14 protein-coding genes are annotated in these 16,776 nt (G+C 71.0%); 6 read left to right on the top strand and 8 right to left on the bottom strand.

What is annotated here, in order from left to right; all coding sequences use genetic code 11:
• The first annotated feature begins 17 nt into the window (after positions 1-17).
• Positions 18-1,118, top strand: a complete 1,101-nt coding sequence (locus BM093_RS36825; RefSeq protein WP_093354783.1) for a zinc-binding dehydrogenase — start codon at positions 18-20, stop codon at positions 1,116-1,118.
• On the top strand, positions 1,115-2,686 hold the full coding sequence (gene paaZ / locus BM093_RS30215) for a phenylacetic acid degradation bifunctional protein PaaZ (RefSeq protein ID WP_093354788.1): 1,572 nt from the start codon (positions 1,115-1,117) through the stop codon (positions 2,684-2,686). Before BM093_RS36825 ends, paaZ begins: the two co-directional genes overlap by 4 nt.
• Before the next feature lie 220 nt (positions 2,687-2,906).
• Here paaZ and BM093_RS30220 read toward each other — a convergent pair whose 3' ends face one another.
• From BM093_RS30220 to BM093_RS30245, 6 genes are all read right to left on the bottom strand, one after another.
• Entirely contained in the window at positions 2,907-4,040 is a 1,134-nt protein-coding gene (locus BM093_RS30220; RefSeq protein WP_245773892.1) for a DUF3500 domain-containing protein, read from the bottom strand.
• Positions 4,041-4,065: 25 nt separating this feature from the next.
• A complete protein-coding gene (locus BM093_RS36830) occupies positions 4,066-5,226 on the bottom strand; it encodes a vWA domain-containing protein (protein WP_218162993.1) in 1,161 nt (386 codons plus the stop codon).
• A complete protein-coding gene (locus BM093_RS30230; RefSeq protein WP_245773893.1) occupies positions 5,223-6,086 on the bottom strand; it encodes an AAA family ATPase in 864 nt (287 codons plus the stop codon). The genes BM093_RS36830 and BM093_RS30230 overlap by 4 nt, the downstream gene beginning before the upstream one ends.
• Positions 6,087-6,175: 89 nt before the next feature.
• Positions 6,176-8,620 (bottom strand): xanthine dehydrogenase family protein molybdopterin-binding subunit, encoded by a 2,445-nt coding sequence (locus BM093_RS30235; RefSeq protein ID WP_218162994.1) that lies wholly within the window; start codon positions 8,618-8,620, stop codon positions 6,176-6,178.
• Positions 8,617-9,144 carry a (2Fe-2S)-binding protein gene (locus BM093_RS30240; protein WP_093354793.1) on the bottom strand — a complete coding sequence of 176 codons (528 nt, stop codon included), beginning with the start codon at positions 9,142-9,144 and terminating at the stop codon, positions 8,617-8,619. The genes BM093_RS30235 and BM093_RS30240 overlap by 4 nt, the downstream gene beginning before the upstream one ends.
• Positions 9,141-10,022: an FAD binding domain-containing protein gene (locus BM093_RS30245; protein ID WP_093354844.1), complete on the bottom strand. Its 882-nt coding sequence runs from the start codon at positions 10,020-10,022 to the stop codon at positions 9,141-9,143. The genes BM093_RS30240 and BM093_RS30245 overlap by 4 nt, the downstream gene beginning before the upstream one ends.
• 274 nt (positions 10,023-10,296) lie before the next feature.
• Between BM093_RS30245 and BM093_RS30250 the strand changes: the two genes are divergently transcribed.
• From BM093_RS30250 to BM093_RS30265, 4 genes are all read left to right on the top strand, one after another.
• Positions 10,297-11,973 carry a helix-turn-helix domain-containing protein gene (locus tag BM093_RS30250; protein WP_218162995.1) on the top strand — a complete coding sequence of 559 codons (1,677 nt, stop codon included), beginning with the start codon at positions 10,297-10,299 and terminating at the stop codon, positions 11,971-11,973.
• A 128-nt stretch (positions 11,974-12,101) separates the two neighbouring features.
• Complete coding sequence (locus tag BM093_RS30255) at positions 12,102-13,292, top strand: FAD binding domain-containing protein (protein WP_093354798.1); 1,191 nt, start codon at positions 12,102-12,104, stop codon at positions 13,290-13,292.
• Positions 13,293-13,305: 13 nt separating this feature from the next.
• Complete coding sequence (locus tag BM093_RS30260) at positions 13,306-13,974, top strand: SRPBCC family protein (RefSeq protein WP_093354803.1); 669 nt, start codon at positions 13,306-13,308, stop codon at positions 13,972-13,974.
• 167 nt (positions 13,975-14,141) lie between these two features.
• On the top strand, positions 14,142-15,356 hold the full coding sequence (locus tag BM093_RS30265; RefSeq protein WP_177238797.1) for an MFS transporter: 1,215 nt from the start codon (positions 14,142-14,144) through the stop codon (positions 15,354-15,356).
• Positions 15,357-15,421: 65 nt separating this feature from the next.
• Here BM093_RS30265 and BM093_RS30270 read toward each other — a convergent pair whose 3' ends face one another.
• Both BM093_RS30270 and BM093_RS30275 read right to left on the bottom strand, forming a co-directional pair.
• The gene (locus BM093_RS30270; protein ID WP_177238798.1) at positions 15,422-15,940 is read right to left on the bottom strand and encodes a TIGR03618 family F420-dependent PPOX class oxidoreductase; all 519 of its coding nucleotides are present in this window, start codon (positions 15,938-15,940) and stop codon (positions 15,422-15,424) included.
• 297 nt (positions 15,941-16,237) lie between these two features.
• Positions 16,238-16,776, bottom strand: a 539-nt coding sequence (locus tag BM093_RS30275) for a transposase (protein WP_177238799.1), incomplete at its 5' end; no start/stop codon positions are given.

Consider the following 16,776-nt stretch of genomic DNA (forward strand, 5'->3'; position numbering starts at 1 on the left):
GACTCGGAGGACCCCCGATGGTCAGAGCAGCAGTATTGCGCGAACGCGGCGGCCCGATCACGGTCGACGAGATCGTGTTGCCCGATCCCGGACCGCGCCAGGTCCGGGTACGCCTGGCCGCGGCCGGTGTGTGTCACTCGGACCTGTCGCTGGCGAACGGGACGCTGCGCCAGAAGACGCCCGCGGTACTCGGCCACGAGGGCGCCGGCGTCGTCGTCGCGGCCGGAGCCGAGGTGACCCGGGTGTCGGTGGGCGAGAAGGTGGTGCTCAACTGGTCACCGTCGTGTGGAACCTGCTGGTTCTGCCGCGAGGGTGAGCCCTACCTGTGTGAGCACACCGACGATGCGGCCGCCGAGCCCTACGCCACCCTGACCGACGGCACCCCGATCTACGCCGCCCTCGGAACCGGGGCGTTCGCCGAGGAGACCGTCGTCGGCGAACGCGCGGTGGTGCCGCTGCCCGCCGACACCGACCTCGAACGGGTCGCCATCCTCGGATGTGCCGTGCTGACCGGCGCGGGCGCGGTGTTCCACACCGCCGGGGTCCGGAAGGGCCAGTCGGTGGCTGTCATCGGCCTCGGCGGTATCGGGCTGTGTGCCATCCAGGCCGCCCGCATCCGCGGCGCGGAGACGATCATCGGTATCGACGTGACCTCCGAGAAGGGCGACCTCGCACTCGAGCACGGAGCCACCGCGTTCGTCCCGGCGGGCGACGAGGCGCTCACGGCAGTGCGCGAGCTCACCGGTGGGCGCGGCGCCGACCACGTGTTCGACTGTGTCGGTGGCAGTGCGACGACCCGAACCGCCTGGAACGCCAGCCGCCGCGGCGGGACGGTGACCGTCGTCGGGGTCGGCGCCAAGACCAGCACCGTCGAGTTCTCCGCCCTGGAGCTGTTCTGGTTCGGCCGGACGCTGCATGGGTGTGTGTACGGCTCGACCGACCCCGACCGGGACGTGCCCGAGCTGCTCGACCTCGCCCGCGCGGGCCGGCTCGACCTCGATGCCTTGCGCACCGCGACCACCGACCTGCACGGGATCGACGAGGCGTTCGCCGCACTCGGCGACGGGCGGGGTGCCCGCACCGTGATCCGGATCGCGTCCGGGGGAGGTCCGCAGTGACCGCACCGATCCTGCCCAGCTACGTCCGCGATACCTGGCACGTCCCGAACGGCGAGGGCCGGCCGGTGTTCGACGCGGTCACCGGGGACACGGTCGCCCACGTCTCGACCGAGGGGATCGATTTCCGTGCCGTTCTGGAGCACGGACGGAACACCGGTGGCCCCGCACTGCGCGACCTGACCTTCCCCCAGCGCGCGGCGCTGCTCGAGGACCTCGGCGGGTTCCTGCGCGGGCATCGGGACGAGCTCTACGCGCTGTCCGCCCGGACCGGAGCGACGTTGTTCGACGCCCGGTTCGACGTCGACGGAGGACTGGCCGTCGTCCGCTCCTACGCCGAGCTGGGACGAACGGTGCTCCCGGATGCGAGAGTCTACGTCGAGGACGAACCGATCCCACTCGGCCGGCGTGCGGGCAGCTTCCTCGGCCGGCACGTGTGCGTGCCGTTGCGGGGTGTCGCGGTACAGGTCAACGCCTACAACTTCCCGGTGTGGGGGCCGCTGGAGAAGCTGTCCCAGTCCCTGCTCGCCGGAGTTCCCGCCGTGATCAAGCTGGCCACTGCGACAGCGTTCCTCACCGCCCGGCTGGTCGAGCTCGTCGTGGAGTCCGGCCTGCTACCGCCCGGTTCCGTGCAGTTGCTCTGCGGCGGGGTCGGGGACCTGCTCGAGCACCTGACCGAGCAGGATCTGCTGTCGTTCACCGGGTCTGCTGCGACCGCACACCTGCTGCGCAACCACCCGACCGTCACCTCACGCGCCGTGCGGTTCAACGCCGAGGCTGACTCGCTGAACTGCTCGATCCTGGGACCGGACGCCGTGCCGGGCACACCCGAGTTCGACCTGTACGTCGAGCAGGTCGTCACCGAGATGACGGTCAAGGCGGGGCAGAAATGCACCGCGATCCGCCGCGCGCTGGTGCCCGCGCCCTTGGTCGGCGCCGTCCTCGAGGCGCTGACCGATCGGCTGAGCCGGGTCACTGTCGGGAACCCGGCCGCCGAAGGGGTCCGGATGGGTGCCCTCGCCGGGATCGCCCAACGCGACGAGGTCCGGCAGGCCGTGGCGGCATTGGAAGGGGCCACGAAGCGGGTGTTCGGCGATCCGTACCGGGTCGACACCGTCGACGCCGACCCGGAGCGGGGCGCATTTCTATCTCCCATCCTGCTGCACGGCCCGGACCCCGACCGTGCCGAACCGCACGAGGTCGAGCCGTTCGGCCCGGTGGCGACGGTACTGGCCTACGACAGGCCCGAGGACGCCGTCCGGCTCGCCGCCCGCGGGCAGGGAAGCCTGGCCGGTTCCCTGGTCACCGCCGACGTCGAGCTCACGAGCAGGATGGTGCTCGATCTCGCGCCGTGGCACGGGCGGATCCTCGTGCTGTCGGGGGCGCACGCAGCTGAGTCGACCGGCCACGGCTCCCCGCTGCCGCAGCTGGTGCACGGCGGACCCGGGAGGGCCGGCGGTGGCGAGGAGATGGGCGGACTGCGCGGTGTACTGCACCACATGCAACGCAGTGCAGTGCAGGCCGGCCCCGATGTCCTCGACGCCCTGCCCGGTGGCCGGACACCCGGGTGAGCGACCGGGCCGGGGGCGCACGGGCCCCGGCCGTCCCGGCCGGGCGGCGCCGACTCTGGGTGCTCGTGCTGCACGCGCTGCCGTCGATGCACGACCGGACGGCACGAGGCGGGGCGCGACTCACGCCGCTCCCCGACAGAACGCGACCGTCCCGATGGGGACCGAGCCTGGTGTGGGAAAGAACCTGGCCGTGCCGAGTGGTGAGCTGTGCACCGCCTACTCAGCCGTTGCGATGGAACCGTGCCCGGTGCTGGGCGAGGACGTCCTCGCCGAAGTCGCCCTCCGGGTCCCGCCACACGGAGTGGATGTGGTTCACGTCGCGCTGGGTGTTGTCGTACTCGGCGAGGAACCGCGGGCCCTGGATGCGGTAGTAGTGCGGCTGCCCCCGCTCGATCCCGCCGGCCCAGGCGAAGTGCACGTCGAGCAGCTTGTCGCCGCGGAACTTCTCCGCCTCTGCCTCGGCGAGCTCGTCCGGGATCCGTCCGGTGTAGACCTCCAGCAGGGCCCGCAGCATCTGCTGCTGGTCGGTGGTGAGGTCGGCGGCCGGGACCCCCTTCGGGCCAGCGGTGAGCGTGACCGCCTCGTGGTCGGAGGGGCGGAACCCGGCCTTCTCCTCGGCGCCCTCGTGCATCGCCACGACCCGGTCGGCGAGGCGCTGCTCGGTGAAGCGTCCGCGGAAGGTGTCCCACAGGGGGCGGATCTCGTGGTCGGTGTCGCCGACCCTCGACCGGTTCCCCCCGACGATGTCGACCGGGGCGATCGGGGTGAGCAGGGCTCGGCCCGTCTGGCCCTCGTCGAGGGACCGGGCCAGGTCCCGGCCGAGGTCCTCGACACCTCCGAGGGGGCGCAGCAGGTGCGGGCCCAGCAGTGGCGACTCGGCGGGGTCGGCTCCGAGGAAGCACGGGGTGCTGGCCTGTACTCGGCCGTCGAGCACGAGGTGTTGCACGGACACGTGGTGCCCGCCGAAGCGCCACGACCAGGGGCCGTGCAGGGTCGGCTCGCCGAACACGCGCATCCAGTACAGCTGGGGGTCGCGCCCGCGCTCACGTCCCCAGTCGACGGTGAAGCCCTCGACGTGGTCGAGCACGTTCTCCAGGCCCATGATCGTCGAGGCGGTGACGTAGCCGGCGGTCGACAGGCCGCTGTGCAGCAGTCGCATCGCCAGGCTCTGCTGGGCAGAGCGCATCGCCTGCAGCGGCAGGCCACCGTGGTCGGTGGGGGTGTAGAACCACAGCCGCCGTTCCTCGTCGGACGGCCAGGGCAGCTGCGCGGCGGCCCGCTGCTGCTCGTCCAGGCCGTCCAGCCACGCCCGGGCGGCGTCGACCATCCGCTGGGCGGGGTTCGGGTGGGGCACGTGCTCCTCCTCGGGGGGTGCGGGGTCACGCCGCCCGGCGGGAGGCGGCGAGTGCAGCGCAGAGCTGCTCGACGGCGGCCACGTTGTGGCCGGGCAGGAAGACGTCGATGTGGGGCAGGGCCGCCGCCATCGCCCGCTGCACGGGCCGGTAGCGGCTGTCGCCCTTGAGCGGATTGAGCCAGACGGTGCCGTGGGCGACGCGGTGCAACGAACGCATGGCGTCGCCGAGGATCTCGGGCTCGTCGCGGTCCAGCCCGTCCGAGCAGATCACGACGACGGCGCCGCGCACCGCGCGGTGCCCGCCGTAGCGTTCGAGGACGGTGGCGAACGAGGTGCCGAGCCGGGTGCCGCCATCCCAGTCGCCGACGGCGGCGGCGACCCGGGCGAGCGCGACGTCCAGCGACGGCCGGCGGAGCTCGTCGGTGACCCGGGTCGGTTCGACGCCGACGGTGAACACCTCGACCGGGTGCCCGGCGCGCAGCATGGCGTGGGCGAACCACAGCAACGCCGTCGCATACGGCGCCATCGACCCGGACACGTCGACCACCAGGGTCAGTGGACGCTCCTGCAGCGGGTTGTGCCGGCGGGGCAGCCGGACCGGCTCGCCGTCGGTGCGCAGCGCCGAGCGCAGCAGTGCCCGGGGGTCCAGGTGCCGCCCCCGGGGTGCCGGAACCCGGCGGCGGCTGCGCCGGCGGGGAAGCTCGGTGCCCAGGCGCCGTATCAGCGCGGCGGCCCGGCGTCGCTCGGCGGCGTCCATCCGCGCGAAGGACTTCTCCTTCAGCACCCGCACGTCCGACGGCGTCAGCCGGGCCTGGTCGACCTCATCCTCCCGGATGTCAGACGGACGGGCGCTCGGCGTGCTCGCCGAGCTCGAGGTCTCGCGGTCGACCTGGGGCGCGGTCGTCCGCGGTGCGGGCAGGGCGACGGTGTCGCCGTCGGTCTCGGCGATGAAGAACGCGCGGAACGCCGCGTCGTAGGCCGCGAACTGCTCCCGGCCGCCCACCAGCGTGATCCGCCCGGCCCAGTACAGGTCGCGCAGCCGCACCCGGCCGATCTGGTGCAGGGCCGCGTACAGCGTCGTCGTCTGTTCCGGCCCGACCGGGATGCCGTGCCTGCGCAGCTCCGCGGCGAACCCGGTGCAGCTCGTCGCCGTCACGTCGAACGGTGCCTCGGATGTGGCTGTCACGACGCGCGTGGCACCAGGTCGTCGACGATCTCGGCGACCCGCTGCTGGTCGTCGATGTCCTTGACCAGCGCGCTGAGCGTGGCCACCGCGTCAGCGGGGGACAGCGTCGCGGCACCGACCATCTGCAGCGCTCCGGCCCAGTCGATCGCCTCACCCACCCCGGGCGGGCTGCCGAGCGTGAGCGCCCGGATCCGCTGCACGGCGTCGGCGACCTGCTTGGCCAGCACGGCCGGGATGTGCGGGGCACGCACTCGCAGGATCTGGAACTCGCGCTCGGCGTCCGGGTGCCCGACCCAGTGGTACAGGCATCGGCGGCGCAGCGCGGAGTGCAGGTCCCGGGTGCGGTTCGAGGTCAGCACGACCAGCGGCGGTGAGGACGCCGCGATCCGGCCGATCTCGGGGATCGTGACGGCGAAGTCGGACAGCAGCTCCAGCAGGAACGCCTCGAACTCGTCGTCGGCCCGGTCGATCTCGTCGATCAGCAACACCGCGCGGTCGCCGGCCTCCAGGGCCGTGAGCAACGGCCGGGACAGCAGGTAGTCGCGGGTGAACACGTCCGCGGAGCCGGTCGACTCGCGCGCCCGGACGTCGATCAGCTGGCGCGCGTAGTGCCAGTCGTAGAGCGCCTGGGAGGCGTCGATGCCCTCGTAGCACTGCAACCGGACCAGGTCGCGGCCCAACAGGTCGGCCAGTGCCTTGGCGATCTCGGTCTTGCCCACGCCATTGGCGCCCTCCAGCAGCAACGGGCGGTTCAGGCCCAGCGCGAGGTAGGCCGCCATCGAGAGCGCGTCGTCGGCGAGGTAGCCGACCGATCCGAGACCCTCGGAGAGCTCGGCCGGTGAACGGAAGGGGTGAGGCACGTCGGGTTCCTCCGCGCGGATGGATGGAGCCGGCCCGGCCCCGGCAGCGTCGCACCGTGGCGGCGCTGCCGGGGCCGAACCGGGGTCGGCTACTGGCCGGCGCGGGCGTTCTGCACGGTCGCGACGATGTCCGCCGGCTTGACCGGCAGCTGCTGGACGTGCATCCCGTACTCGGCCAGCGCGTCGTCGATCGCCGAGGAGACCACGGACGGGGTGACCATCCGGCCGCCCTCGCCGCCGCCCTTGATGCCGAACTCGGTGTAGGGCGACGGGGTCTCGACGTGCCCGATCCGGAACGGTGGCACCTCGTTCGCGGTGGGGACCAGGTAGTCCAGGAAGGTCGAGGACTTGAACTGCCCCTCGGCGTCGTAGACCAGCTCCTCGTACAGCGTGGAGCCCAGGCCCTGCGCGGCACCGCCGGTGACGTGCCCGCCCAGGCTCTTGGGGTTCACCACGGTGCCGGCGTCGTGCACTGCCACGTAGTCGAGGAAGCTCGTCTGGCCGGTGTCCGGGTCGACCTCCAGGACCGCGATGTGACAGGCGTGCCCCATGATCGGGTAGAAGACCCCGAGGTCGGAGCGGTCCGCTGCCGGCAGCGTGGTGTAGGGGTGGTCGTAGGTGTGGCTCTCCTCGAGACCGCTCTCCATCCCGGGGGGCAGGTTGAGCGCGAAGAAGTACGCCGACCCGGCCAGCTCGGGGATCCCGAGCGACCGCTCGGGCGCCCCGACGACCTGCACCTGGCCGTCGACGAGCTCGAGGTCGTCGGCGGAGACCTCCAGGCTGTGCGCCGCGATGTCGATCAGCTTCTTCTTGAGCTTGCGCGATGCACCGCGCACCGCGCCGGCCACCATCACCGTGAAGCGGCTGCCCCCGGGGCCGGTGCCGGGCAGCGCCCGGGAGGTGTCGGCGTAGGACACGTTGACCGTCTCCGGCTCGACGCCGAACTCCTCGGCCAGCACCGTGGTCGCGACCGTCTCCGGGCTGTTGCCCCACATCGCCTGGCAGTGCAGCTGCAGCTGGAACGCACCGGCCGGATCGATCGTGATCGTGGCGCTCTCCGGGCTGGAGGTGATCGGGAAGGCCGGCTCGTCGAACCAGAACCAGAACTCGGTCGAGGAGAACACCGACCGTTCCTGGGTGGTCGCGATGCCGATCCCGATGTGGCGGCCCTCCTCCTCGCGCAGGCGGGCCTTCTCCTTCCTCCAGTGCTCGATGTCGATCATTCCGAGTGCCTTGTCGAGCACGGCGGGGTAGTTGCCGCTGTCGTAGAGGTTCCCGCCGGGGATCTTGTAGGGGAACTCCTCGGGGAGGATGAAGTTGCGGCGCCGGATGTCCTCCGGAGCGAGCCCGAGCTTCGTCGCCGCCTGGTCGACGAGCCGCTCCAGCACCCAGTTGTGCACCTCGGAGCCGAATCCGCGGTAGGCGCCCTGCTGGCACTTGTTGGTCAGCGCGGCGCGCAGCGCGTAGCGGGCGTTGCGGAACCGGTACGGCCCGGTCAGCTGGGAGAGCGCGTTGCCGTGCGTGCCCGTCCCGAACTGCAGGTAGGCGCCGTAGTCGTCGAGCACGTCGATGTCCAGGCCGGTGATCATCCCGTCCTTGGTGAACCCCATCCGTGCCTCGTAGTACCGGTCCGAGGCGTGGTGGTCGGAGTTCATCAGATGGTCGAGCCGGTCCTCGACGTAGGACACGGGCCGCCCGGTGCGCAGGGCCAGGAACGCGGTCAGCGTCGGCACCTTGTGCGCGGTGAACTTGCTGCCGAAGCTGCCGCCCGCGGCGACGGGCTGCATCTTGAGCTTGTTCGACGGGATCTTCAGTGCCCCGGCGACCAGGAACTGCAGGTAGCTGAAGTTCAGCGAGTTGCAGTAGACCTCGAGCACGCCGTTGTTCCCGGGACGGGCGATCGCGCCGGAGGTCTCCATCGGCATCCCGGCCGAGCGGCCCCAGTGCAGAGTGTCGGAGACGACGAGGTCGGCGTCGGCCATCGCGGCGGCGATGTCGCCGAACTCGAAGGTCCGCTCGTAGGCGAGGTTGCTGCCGTGCTCCTCGTGCAGCGGTGCGGCTCCGGGCTCCAGCGCCGCCTTCGGGTCGGTCACCAGCGGAAGATCGGAGAACTCGACGTCGAGCACGTCGACGCCGTCCTCGGCGATGTAGCGGCTCTCCGCCACGACGACCGCGACCGCCTCGCCGACGTAGCGGACCTTGTCCACCGCGATCGGGTACTGCGCGATGGTCGGCGGCCCGAAGTTCATGCACGGGTTCATGTGCGCCTTGCAGTCCTCGCCGGTCAGGACGGCGACGACTCCCGGGATCTTCAGGGCTTCGCTGGTGTCGATCGAGTCGATCCGCGCGTGCGGAACCGGACTGCGCAGGATCGCGGCGTGCAGCAGGCCCTGGACCTTCATGTCGGCGATGTAGTTGCCCCGGCCGACGAGCAGGCGGGGGTCCTCGACCCGCTTGCGGTCGGTGCCGATGTACTTGTAGCCGGCAGTGGGCTTCGCGGGGGCGTTCACGGTGGGTTCCTGTGTGGTGGTCACGCGCCGGCCTCCTTGCCGCCGAGCTTGCGGCTCGCGTTCTGGACCGCGTTGACGATGTTCTGGTAGCCGGTGCAGCGGCACAGGATGCCGGAGATCTCGTGCCGGACCTCGTCGTCGGTGCGAGCCTTGCCGTCTTCGATGATCTCCTTGCAGCGCAGTACCATCGCCGGGGTGCAGAAGCCGCACTGCAGGCCCTGCTCCTCGGCGAACGCCTCCTGGATCGGGTGCAGGGCGTTCTGGTCGGCCGACAGCGACTCCACGGTCTCGATCTCGTGCCCGCGAGCCTGCACGGCCAGCATCAGGCAGGAGCGGACGGACTCGCCGTCCAGCAGGATCGTGCAGCAGCCGCAGACACCGTGCTCGCAGCCGAGGTGCACGCTGACCAGGTCCAGGTCGTCGCGCAGGAAGTCGGCGAGCGTGGTGCGGGTCTCGACGGTGCGGCTCACGTCGCGACCGTTGACGCGCAGCGTGATCGTGCGGGTCTCGGTGTCGACCGCAGCTGCCTGGTGCTCGGTGGTGGTCACCGGTTCCCTCCGTTCCGGGCGTCCGTGGCCGCGGCCAGCACGGCACGCGAGACGACGGTCGCCGCGAGATGCTTGCGATAGGCCGACGTCGCATGAATGTCGTCGCCGGTGGTCACCGCCGCCTCGACGCGCTTGGCGGCGGCCTCGATCGTGGCCGGGTCGACCGGTCGGCCGAGCAGCTCCTGTTCCACGTCGGTCGCACGCAGCGGGACCGACGCCACGCCGGCGACACCGACCGCGAGCCGGGTGAAGCGGCCGTCGCCGTCCACCTCGGCGATCACGCCGGCGGCGGCGAGTGCGAAGTCGCCGTTGCGACGGGCGACCTCGACGAAGGCGGTACCTGCTCCGGCCGGGGTGACCGGGTAGCGGACCGCGACGACGAGTTCGTCATCGGCGCAGGCGTTGGTCATGAAACCGTCGAAGAACGACGACGCCGGGACCTCCCGGCGGCCGTTCTGGCCCTGCAGCACGACGACGGCATCGGAGACGACGGCGGTGCAGGGGAGCTCGGCCGAGGCGTCGGCGTGCGCGAGGCTGCCGCCGACCGTTCCGCGGTGCCTGTTCTCGATGTGTCCGATGTGGGGCACGGCCCGGGCCAGCAGCGGCAGGGCCTCGCGGATCAGCGGGTCGGTCTCGAGAGCCGACTGGCGTACGCCGGCGCCGATCTCGACGACGTCGCCGTTGCGGGTGATCTGCTGCAGGTCCGTGACGCCGTTGATGTCGATCACGACGGAGGGCGCGGCGAGCCGCATGTTGAGCATCGGCATCAGGCTCTGGCCCCCGGCGAGGATCAGTGCGTCGGAACCGTGTCGTGCCTTGAGTGCGACCGCGTCCGCCAGCGTGTCGGGATCGCGGTACTGGAACCGTGGCGGCTTCATTGCCTGTCCGATCGTCGTTCGGTACACGACCAGCCGGTCGTGCGTGGTGGGTGAGGGCGCGCCGGGGACCCGGCTGTCCCGGACGGTAGTGGTGGCCACCATAGGGAGAACTGGCGTACCCCACAGCGCTGCTCGTCATCAGCTGTGGCGAATCCCAGTATCATTCGCGGGCGTGTCGGAGCGGACGGACGAAGGTCAGGCATCATCGGGTGAGGCGGCCCGCGGTGATGAACTGCGACGTTGGCTCAGCGGGGTCGGCCGGATCGCAAGTGCGGTGAACGCCAGCCTCTCCCTTCCGCATCTGCTGGACCTCATCGCCGAGACGGCCTGTCAGCTCACGGGTCACGAGGCGAGTGGTGTGCTGCTGGCCGACGACGATCGGCGGCAGCTGGTGATCTCCGGCTCGCGCGGGCTGTCCGAGGAGTACGTGGCCGCCGTGAACGACCGCCACACCATCGCGCTGGGATCCGGTCCGCTGGCGGACGGCCCGTCGACGCGCGCCTTCGTGGACCGCAGACCGGTACCGATTCCCGACATCCTGGCCGACGTGTCGTTCGAACCGTGGGCGAGCCTCGCGAGCGGGTACGGACACCGCTCGATCGCCGCCGTTCCGCTGCTGGTGGGCGGCGAGTCGGTCGGCACCCTCAACTGCTACCGGCGCACCGTGCACGAGTACGGGCCGGACGAGCTGTCGCTGCTGACCACGCTGGCCAACCAGGCGGCCAGCGCCCTGCAGAGCGCTCGGCTGATCACCTCGCTGACCGAGCAACGGCGCATGCTCGAGCAGGCCGAGGACATCCACCGCGAGTTCACCGCGGTCGCCCTGCGGGGCGGCGGAGTGCAAGGGGTCGCCGAAGCGCTGGCCCGGCTGCTCAGCCGGCCGGTCGTGGTCACCGACCGGAACGGCGCGGTCGTGGCCGACGCCCGCTCCGGGCGACGAGCGCTGGACGGGCCCTTCCCCGTTCAGGCGTCGCCGTCGGCGTCCGGGATCACCCAGCACGACGATCCGGAGCGGATGCTCGCACCAGTGCTGCTCGGGGAAGAGGTGATCGCGCAGCTGTGGCTCCCCGGCAGGGTCGGCGGCCTCGGCGAACTGGAGCGCCGGGCGATCGAGCACGCGGCCGTCGTCTGCGCGCTGGAGTTCCTCCGCCGCCGGACCGCCGTGGACGTGGAGTGGCGACTCCGGGGCGAGCTGCTGACCGACCTGCTGGCAGGCATCGACGCCGAGTCGATCGCAGCCCGGGCCGCGCCGCTGGGACACGACCTGAACTCCCCACACACCGTCCTCGTCGCCGCGCCGGACGCAGGCACCGACACCGTCCGGGCGCTCCTGGGCGTCGCGCAGTCCATAGCGGACCGCTGCGAGCCCCGGCCCCTCGTGACCTCGTCGGGAGGCCACATCGTCGTGCTGTGGCCCGGGACCATCGGTGGGCCGTCGGTGGCCGAGGCCGCCGAACTGATCCGGGTCTCGGCGCGCCGTGCGTTCGACGGCGGGACGGCGACGGTCGTCGTGGGGCACCGGCGGGAGCGGGCGGTCGAGCTGCCCCCGGCCGTCCGGACGGCGCGCGGAGCGCTGGATCTCGCACTGCTCCGCGGCCGGGACCGGACGGTCTCGCTGCCGGAGCTGGGTGTCTACGGGCTGTTGCTCCAGCTCGACGACCCCGAGGAGCTGCGCCGTTTCGCGGAGCACGTGCTGGCACCGCTGCGCGAGCACGACGACCGCCGGGGTGCGCAGCTGGTGCAGACGATCCGGACCTACCTCGACCGGGGCGCGAGCGTCGCGCGCACGGCCGAGGACCTCTACGTCCACCCGAACACGATCAGCCTGCGCCTCAAACGGATCGAGGAGCTGACCGGGATGGTGCTGGCGCGTTCGGAATCCCTGCTCCACTTCACGGTGGCCCTCATGGCCTCCGACGTCCTCGGTGCCGACCGGGAGCCCGTCACCTGAGAGGCGTCGCCCTGCAGCCACTGGGGAAATCCCCAAGGGATCCGTTTCTCGCTGTGTTCTCACACAGCGAGGAACGGGGCGTGGCTTGTCAGGCTGGGTCGGTCGCACCACGTCAGGGAGGACTGGCCGTGAATCAGTACACCGGCTCGCGCGCCGTTGTGGTCGGGGGCTCGATCGGTGGCCTCACCAGTGCGCTGCTGCTGCGCCGACTCGGCTTCTCGGTCGACGTCGTCGAGCGAACACCCGAGCAGCTGGACCACCGCGGTGGCGGCATCGTGCTGCAGCCGATCACCATGAAGTGGTTCCACGAGCACAGCGCGCACCGCATCGAGGACCTCAGCACCCGTTCGAGCAAGCTGCGCTACATCGGTGCCCGCAACGAGATCGTGTTCGAGGAACCCGCCCAGTGGCGGTACACCTCGTGGGGCTCCGTCTACCGCGCGTTGCTGGCCGACTTCGGAACCGAGCACTACCACCTGGGCGAGTTCTGCGCCGGTTTCGACCAGGACGCCGACGGGGTCGACCTGCGCTTCGTCTCGGGCCGCCGGGAGCGCGCCGACCTGGTGGTGTTCGCCGACGGCATCACCTCCACCGGCCGCCGGCGGATGTTCCCCGACCTGGAGCGCGAGTACTCCGGCTACGTCGGCTGGCGCGGCACCGTCCGCGAGGACCGGGTCAGCTCCGGGACCCGCGCGCTCCTCGACGACGCCCTGAACTACAACGTCGCTGACCACAGCCACATCGTGCTCTACACGATCCCCGGCATGGACGGCGAGCTCACCGAGGGCAGGCGGCTGATCAACTACGTCTGGTACCGCAACGTGGCGCCGGGCCGCGAGCTGCACGAGCTCACCACCGACACCCGCGGGTTCGAGTGCCCGGTCTCGATCCATCCGGGGACGGTCCAGCAGCGCTACGTCGACGAGCTGCGGGAGGCCGCCGTCCGCGATCTGGCTCCCGGGCCGGCCGAGGTCGTCACCCGGACCGATGAGCCCTACATCCAGGTCGTGTTCGACACCCGGATCCCGGGCATGGTCGACGGGCGGGTCGCGATCATCGGGGACGCGGCGTTCGCCGCCCGCCCGCACGCGGCCGCGGGCTCGGCGAAGGCCGCCGCTGACGCGTGGAAGCTCTACGAGCACCTCGGCGCGGCGACCGACGTCCGGGACGCCCTCGAGCAGTGGGAACCGGGCCGGCTCGAGCTCGGCAACCAGCTGATCGACCGAGTGGCCGCGATGGGCGCCCGCTCGCAGTTCACCAACACCTGGACCCCGGGCGACCCGGAGCTCCGCTTCGGGCTCTACGCCCCGGGCGTCTGAGAACGGACCACACATGATCCTGCAGAACAGCTTCGTCATCGACGTCCCCGTCGAGGATGCATGGAAGGCGTTGAACGACCCGGAGCTCGTCGCTCCCTGCTTCCCCGGCGCCGCTCTGACCGAGTTCACCGGGGACACCTTCGCGGGCATCGTGAAGGTCAAGCTCGGTCCGATCTCGCTGACCTACAAGGGCGAGGGAGTCTACGTCGAGCGCGACGACGCCGCACGGCGGGTCCTCATCTCCGCGACCGGCCGCGACTCCCGTGGGAACGGAACGGCCAAGGCCCAGGTCACCGGCACGGTCTCGGAGGCAGGCCCCGGACGCAGCGAGGTCCGGATGACGACCGACATGGCCGTCACCGGCAGGCCGGCCCAGTTCGGCCGCGGCGTGATCTCGGATGTCGCCGACAAGATGATCGGGCAGTTCGCGACGTGCCTCGCGACCACCCTCGCGCAGGACGACGCTCCCGCTGCACCCGGACCGGGCCCGGCGACCGCGCCGGCTTCTGGGATCTCCGCTCGTCCCGTACAGCCCGCATCCTCGGCGACATCGCAGGAAGCACTCGACGTCGGTGACCTGCTGTCGTCGATGGCTCCGGCCTGGATCCGGAGATGGGGTCCGGCCGTCGGCGTCGCAGTCCTCCTCGCACTCGTGGTGGGCCTGGCCCGCCGCCGCAGCTGACACGAACCGGCACGGACCGCTGGACGGATCTCCTCCAGAACATCGCCGGATCAACGGGCCGATGCCGGAAAGGCTCCGTGTACGGGAGTGGATCGAGGGAGCCGATGGCGAGCGGGGCGACGAGGTCGAGCACGCACTCCGGACGATCGAGGGCTGCGTACTCCCTCATGGCAGGTGTCTTGTTGCTGATGATGCTGGGTGGGACCATCCCGGCTCCGCTGTACGGGCTGTACCGGCAACAGATCGGTTTCGGCGAGTTGAAGATCACCATCGTGTTCGCCGCCTACGCCGGGGGGACGCTCCTCGCCCTGTTGTTCCTCGGCGGCATCAGTGACCACATCGGACGAAAGAAGGTTCTGGCCGGCACGGTCGTCGTGGCCGCTGCCAGTACGGTGGTGTTCCTCGTCGCATCCGCGGTGCCGCTCCTGATCGTGGCCCGGGTGCTGAGCGGTATCGCGGTCGGCCTCGCCACCGGAACCGCCACCGCCGCCATCGCCGAGCTCCATCCTCGCGGGGATCAAGATGCTGCCGCCGTCGTCGCGTCGGGCGCCAATCTGACCGGTCTGGGCCTGGGGCCGCTGCTGGCGGGTGCGCTCGCCCAGTACGTCCCGGGGCCCACGACGACCGTGTTCTGGGTCTATCTCGGCCTGCTGCTCCTGGCCGCCTGTGCGCTCGTGGTGGTACCGGAGACGGCCGTCGGGCGGGACGGGGTCGTCGTGCTCACACCGGACGTCGGGGTTCCCGCAGACCTGCGGTCGGTGATGGCCGGAGCCGCCCTCGGGATCTTCGCCGCGTTCACGCTCCTCGGTCTCTTCAGCAGCCTGACACCGACATTCCTGACAGACGGATTCGGGGTCCGGAATCTGGCGGTCGTCGGTGCGGTGTCGTTCCTGATCTTCGCTGCAGGTGCGATCGGCCAGGCGGTCTCTGCTCGGCTGCCCAGCAGGCGTTCGGCGGCGACGGGACTCGTGCTGCTGCTACTCGGCCTGGCCGCACTGGACTCCGCGCTCGTCATCACGGCGCTCTGGCTGTTCCTGCTGGCCACCGTCGCCAGCGGTGTCGCGATCGGCTTCATCTTCCGCGGCGGTCTGGCCGAGCTCAATCGCCTCGTTTCCGCCGACCGCCGCGCAGCCGTGGTCTCCGCCTTCTTCCTCGCCGGCTACCTGGGCATGTCGGTCCCGGTCGTCGTCATCGGCGTCGGCTCCGAGCTCACGGGCACGGTCACGAGCACGCTCCTCGTGTCCGCGCTGCTGGCGGTGGTCATCGTGGTGGCTCTCGGCGTGGTGCTGCGGACCTTCGGAGCGCGTACTCGACCGGTGCGTCCCCGCGCACCGTCGGACGGTCGGGCGTTCCCCGCTGACGACAGCGGGACCGAACCCTGAGCATCCAGGCTGCTGACCCGCCGACAGCCCTGACGAGAGACACGGCGCCACCGAGCGGGTAGTCGTCACGGGCGTCCGAAGGTGGCGACCCGGTCGACACGCAGCTCGAACAGAATGCGCTGTTCCTCGCGGCCGGGGTCGCGCAGCTCATAGCGTTCGACCCCGAGGTACTTGCGGGCCATCCTGTCGATGTGCGCGGTGAGGCGCGGGCCCTCGACCGGGTCGTCCTCCGGAATCTCGCGGGTGACCGTGGCCTTGATGCTCAGCCAGTGGTAGGGATTCTGCGGGTTCATGAGCAGGAAGGTGGCCTTCGGTATCGCGCGCAGCCAGTCGACTTTCCTGCGGTGCGAGGCCATGTTGAGCAGCACCGTGCCGCCCTCGTAGTCGAACCAGACCGGTGTCAGGTTGGGGAGCCCGTCCCTGCCGACGACCGCGATCGTCGCCGTGACGGGTTCGTCGAGGAGCTGCCGGTAGATCGGGTCGAGGTCGGCGAGGCTCTGTGCGGCCTCCCCGTTCCCGATCTGGAACTGACCGTCCTGGACGCCGTCGGCGACGTCGCGGAACTGAGACACGGCGAACGACATGCGGGCACTCCTCACTCTCTGGCCGGCTCCGTCGCCGACCCGTCGTGGTGACGACCGTAGGGAGCCGACCATGTGCGATACATGGGGTAAGGCACATGCCAAGCCGCCATGACTGTCTGGAACCACAGTGTCGCGGGCTCAGATCGCCGCCATGCTGGTGCCTGACGCACCGAGTCAGGCACGTCTGGTGGTGCAGCGTAGGGCTTGCTCTCGGGGCCGACGACCCGTCCGACGTCTGGGTCTCGGCGCTCGGTCCACGGCCGGGGAGCAATCGTCAAGACCTGTGGATGAAGATCTTTAGGCGGCTTCCGGTTGGTGGTGGTCGTCGGGTCGTTCGACGAGCTGGCCGCCGGTGAACGTGGCGCCGGCGCGGACGAGTGCCACCAGGTGCGGGCCGTTCACCGCGCGCCAGCGGTCCTGGGCAGCCTCGATCAGCTTGAACGCCATCGCCAGCCCGGCCGCCCGGGAGCCCGGCCCCTTCGTGATCTTCGTGCGGTGCCGGACGGTGGCGAAGGTGGACTCGATCGGGTTGGTGGTGCGCAGGTGCTGCCAGTGCTCGGCCGGGTAGTCGTAGAACTCCAGCAGCTCGTCGAGGTCATCGGTGATCTTGGAGACCGCCTTGGCGAACTTCGCCCCGTAGGTGGCCTCGAAGGCGCGGACGGCGTCGAGGGCGTAACGGCGGTCCTCGGCGTTCCAGATCTCGGCCAGCGCCTTCTTCGCCCCAGGGTGGGCGGAGCGCGGCATGGCGCCGAGCACGCCTGCGATCTTGTGAAACCAACACCTCTGCTCCCGCGTGGCCGGGAAGACCTCGCGCAGCGCGCCCCAGAACCCGAGCG

Origin of the sequence: Pseudonocardia ammonioxydans (assembly GCF_900115005.1) — a bacterium.
Taxonomy (GTDB): Bacteria; Actinomycetota; Actinomycetes; order Mycobacteriales; family Pseudonocardiaceae; genus Pseudonocardia; species Pseudonocardia ammonioxydans.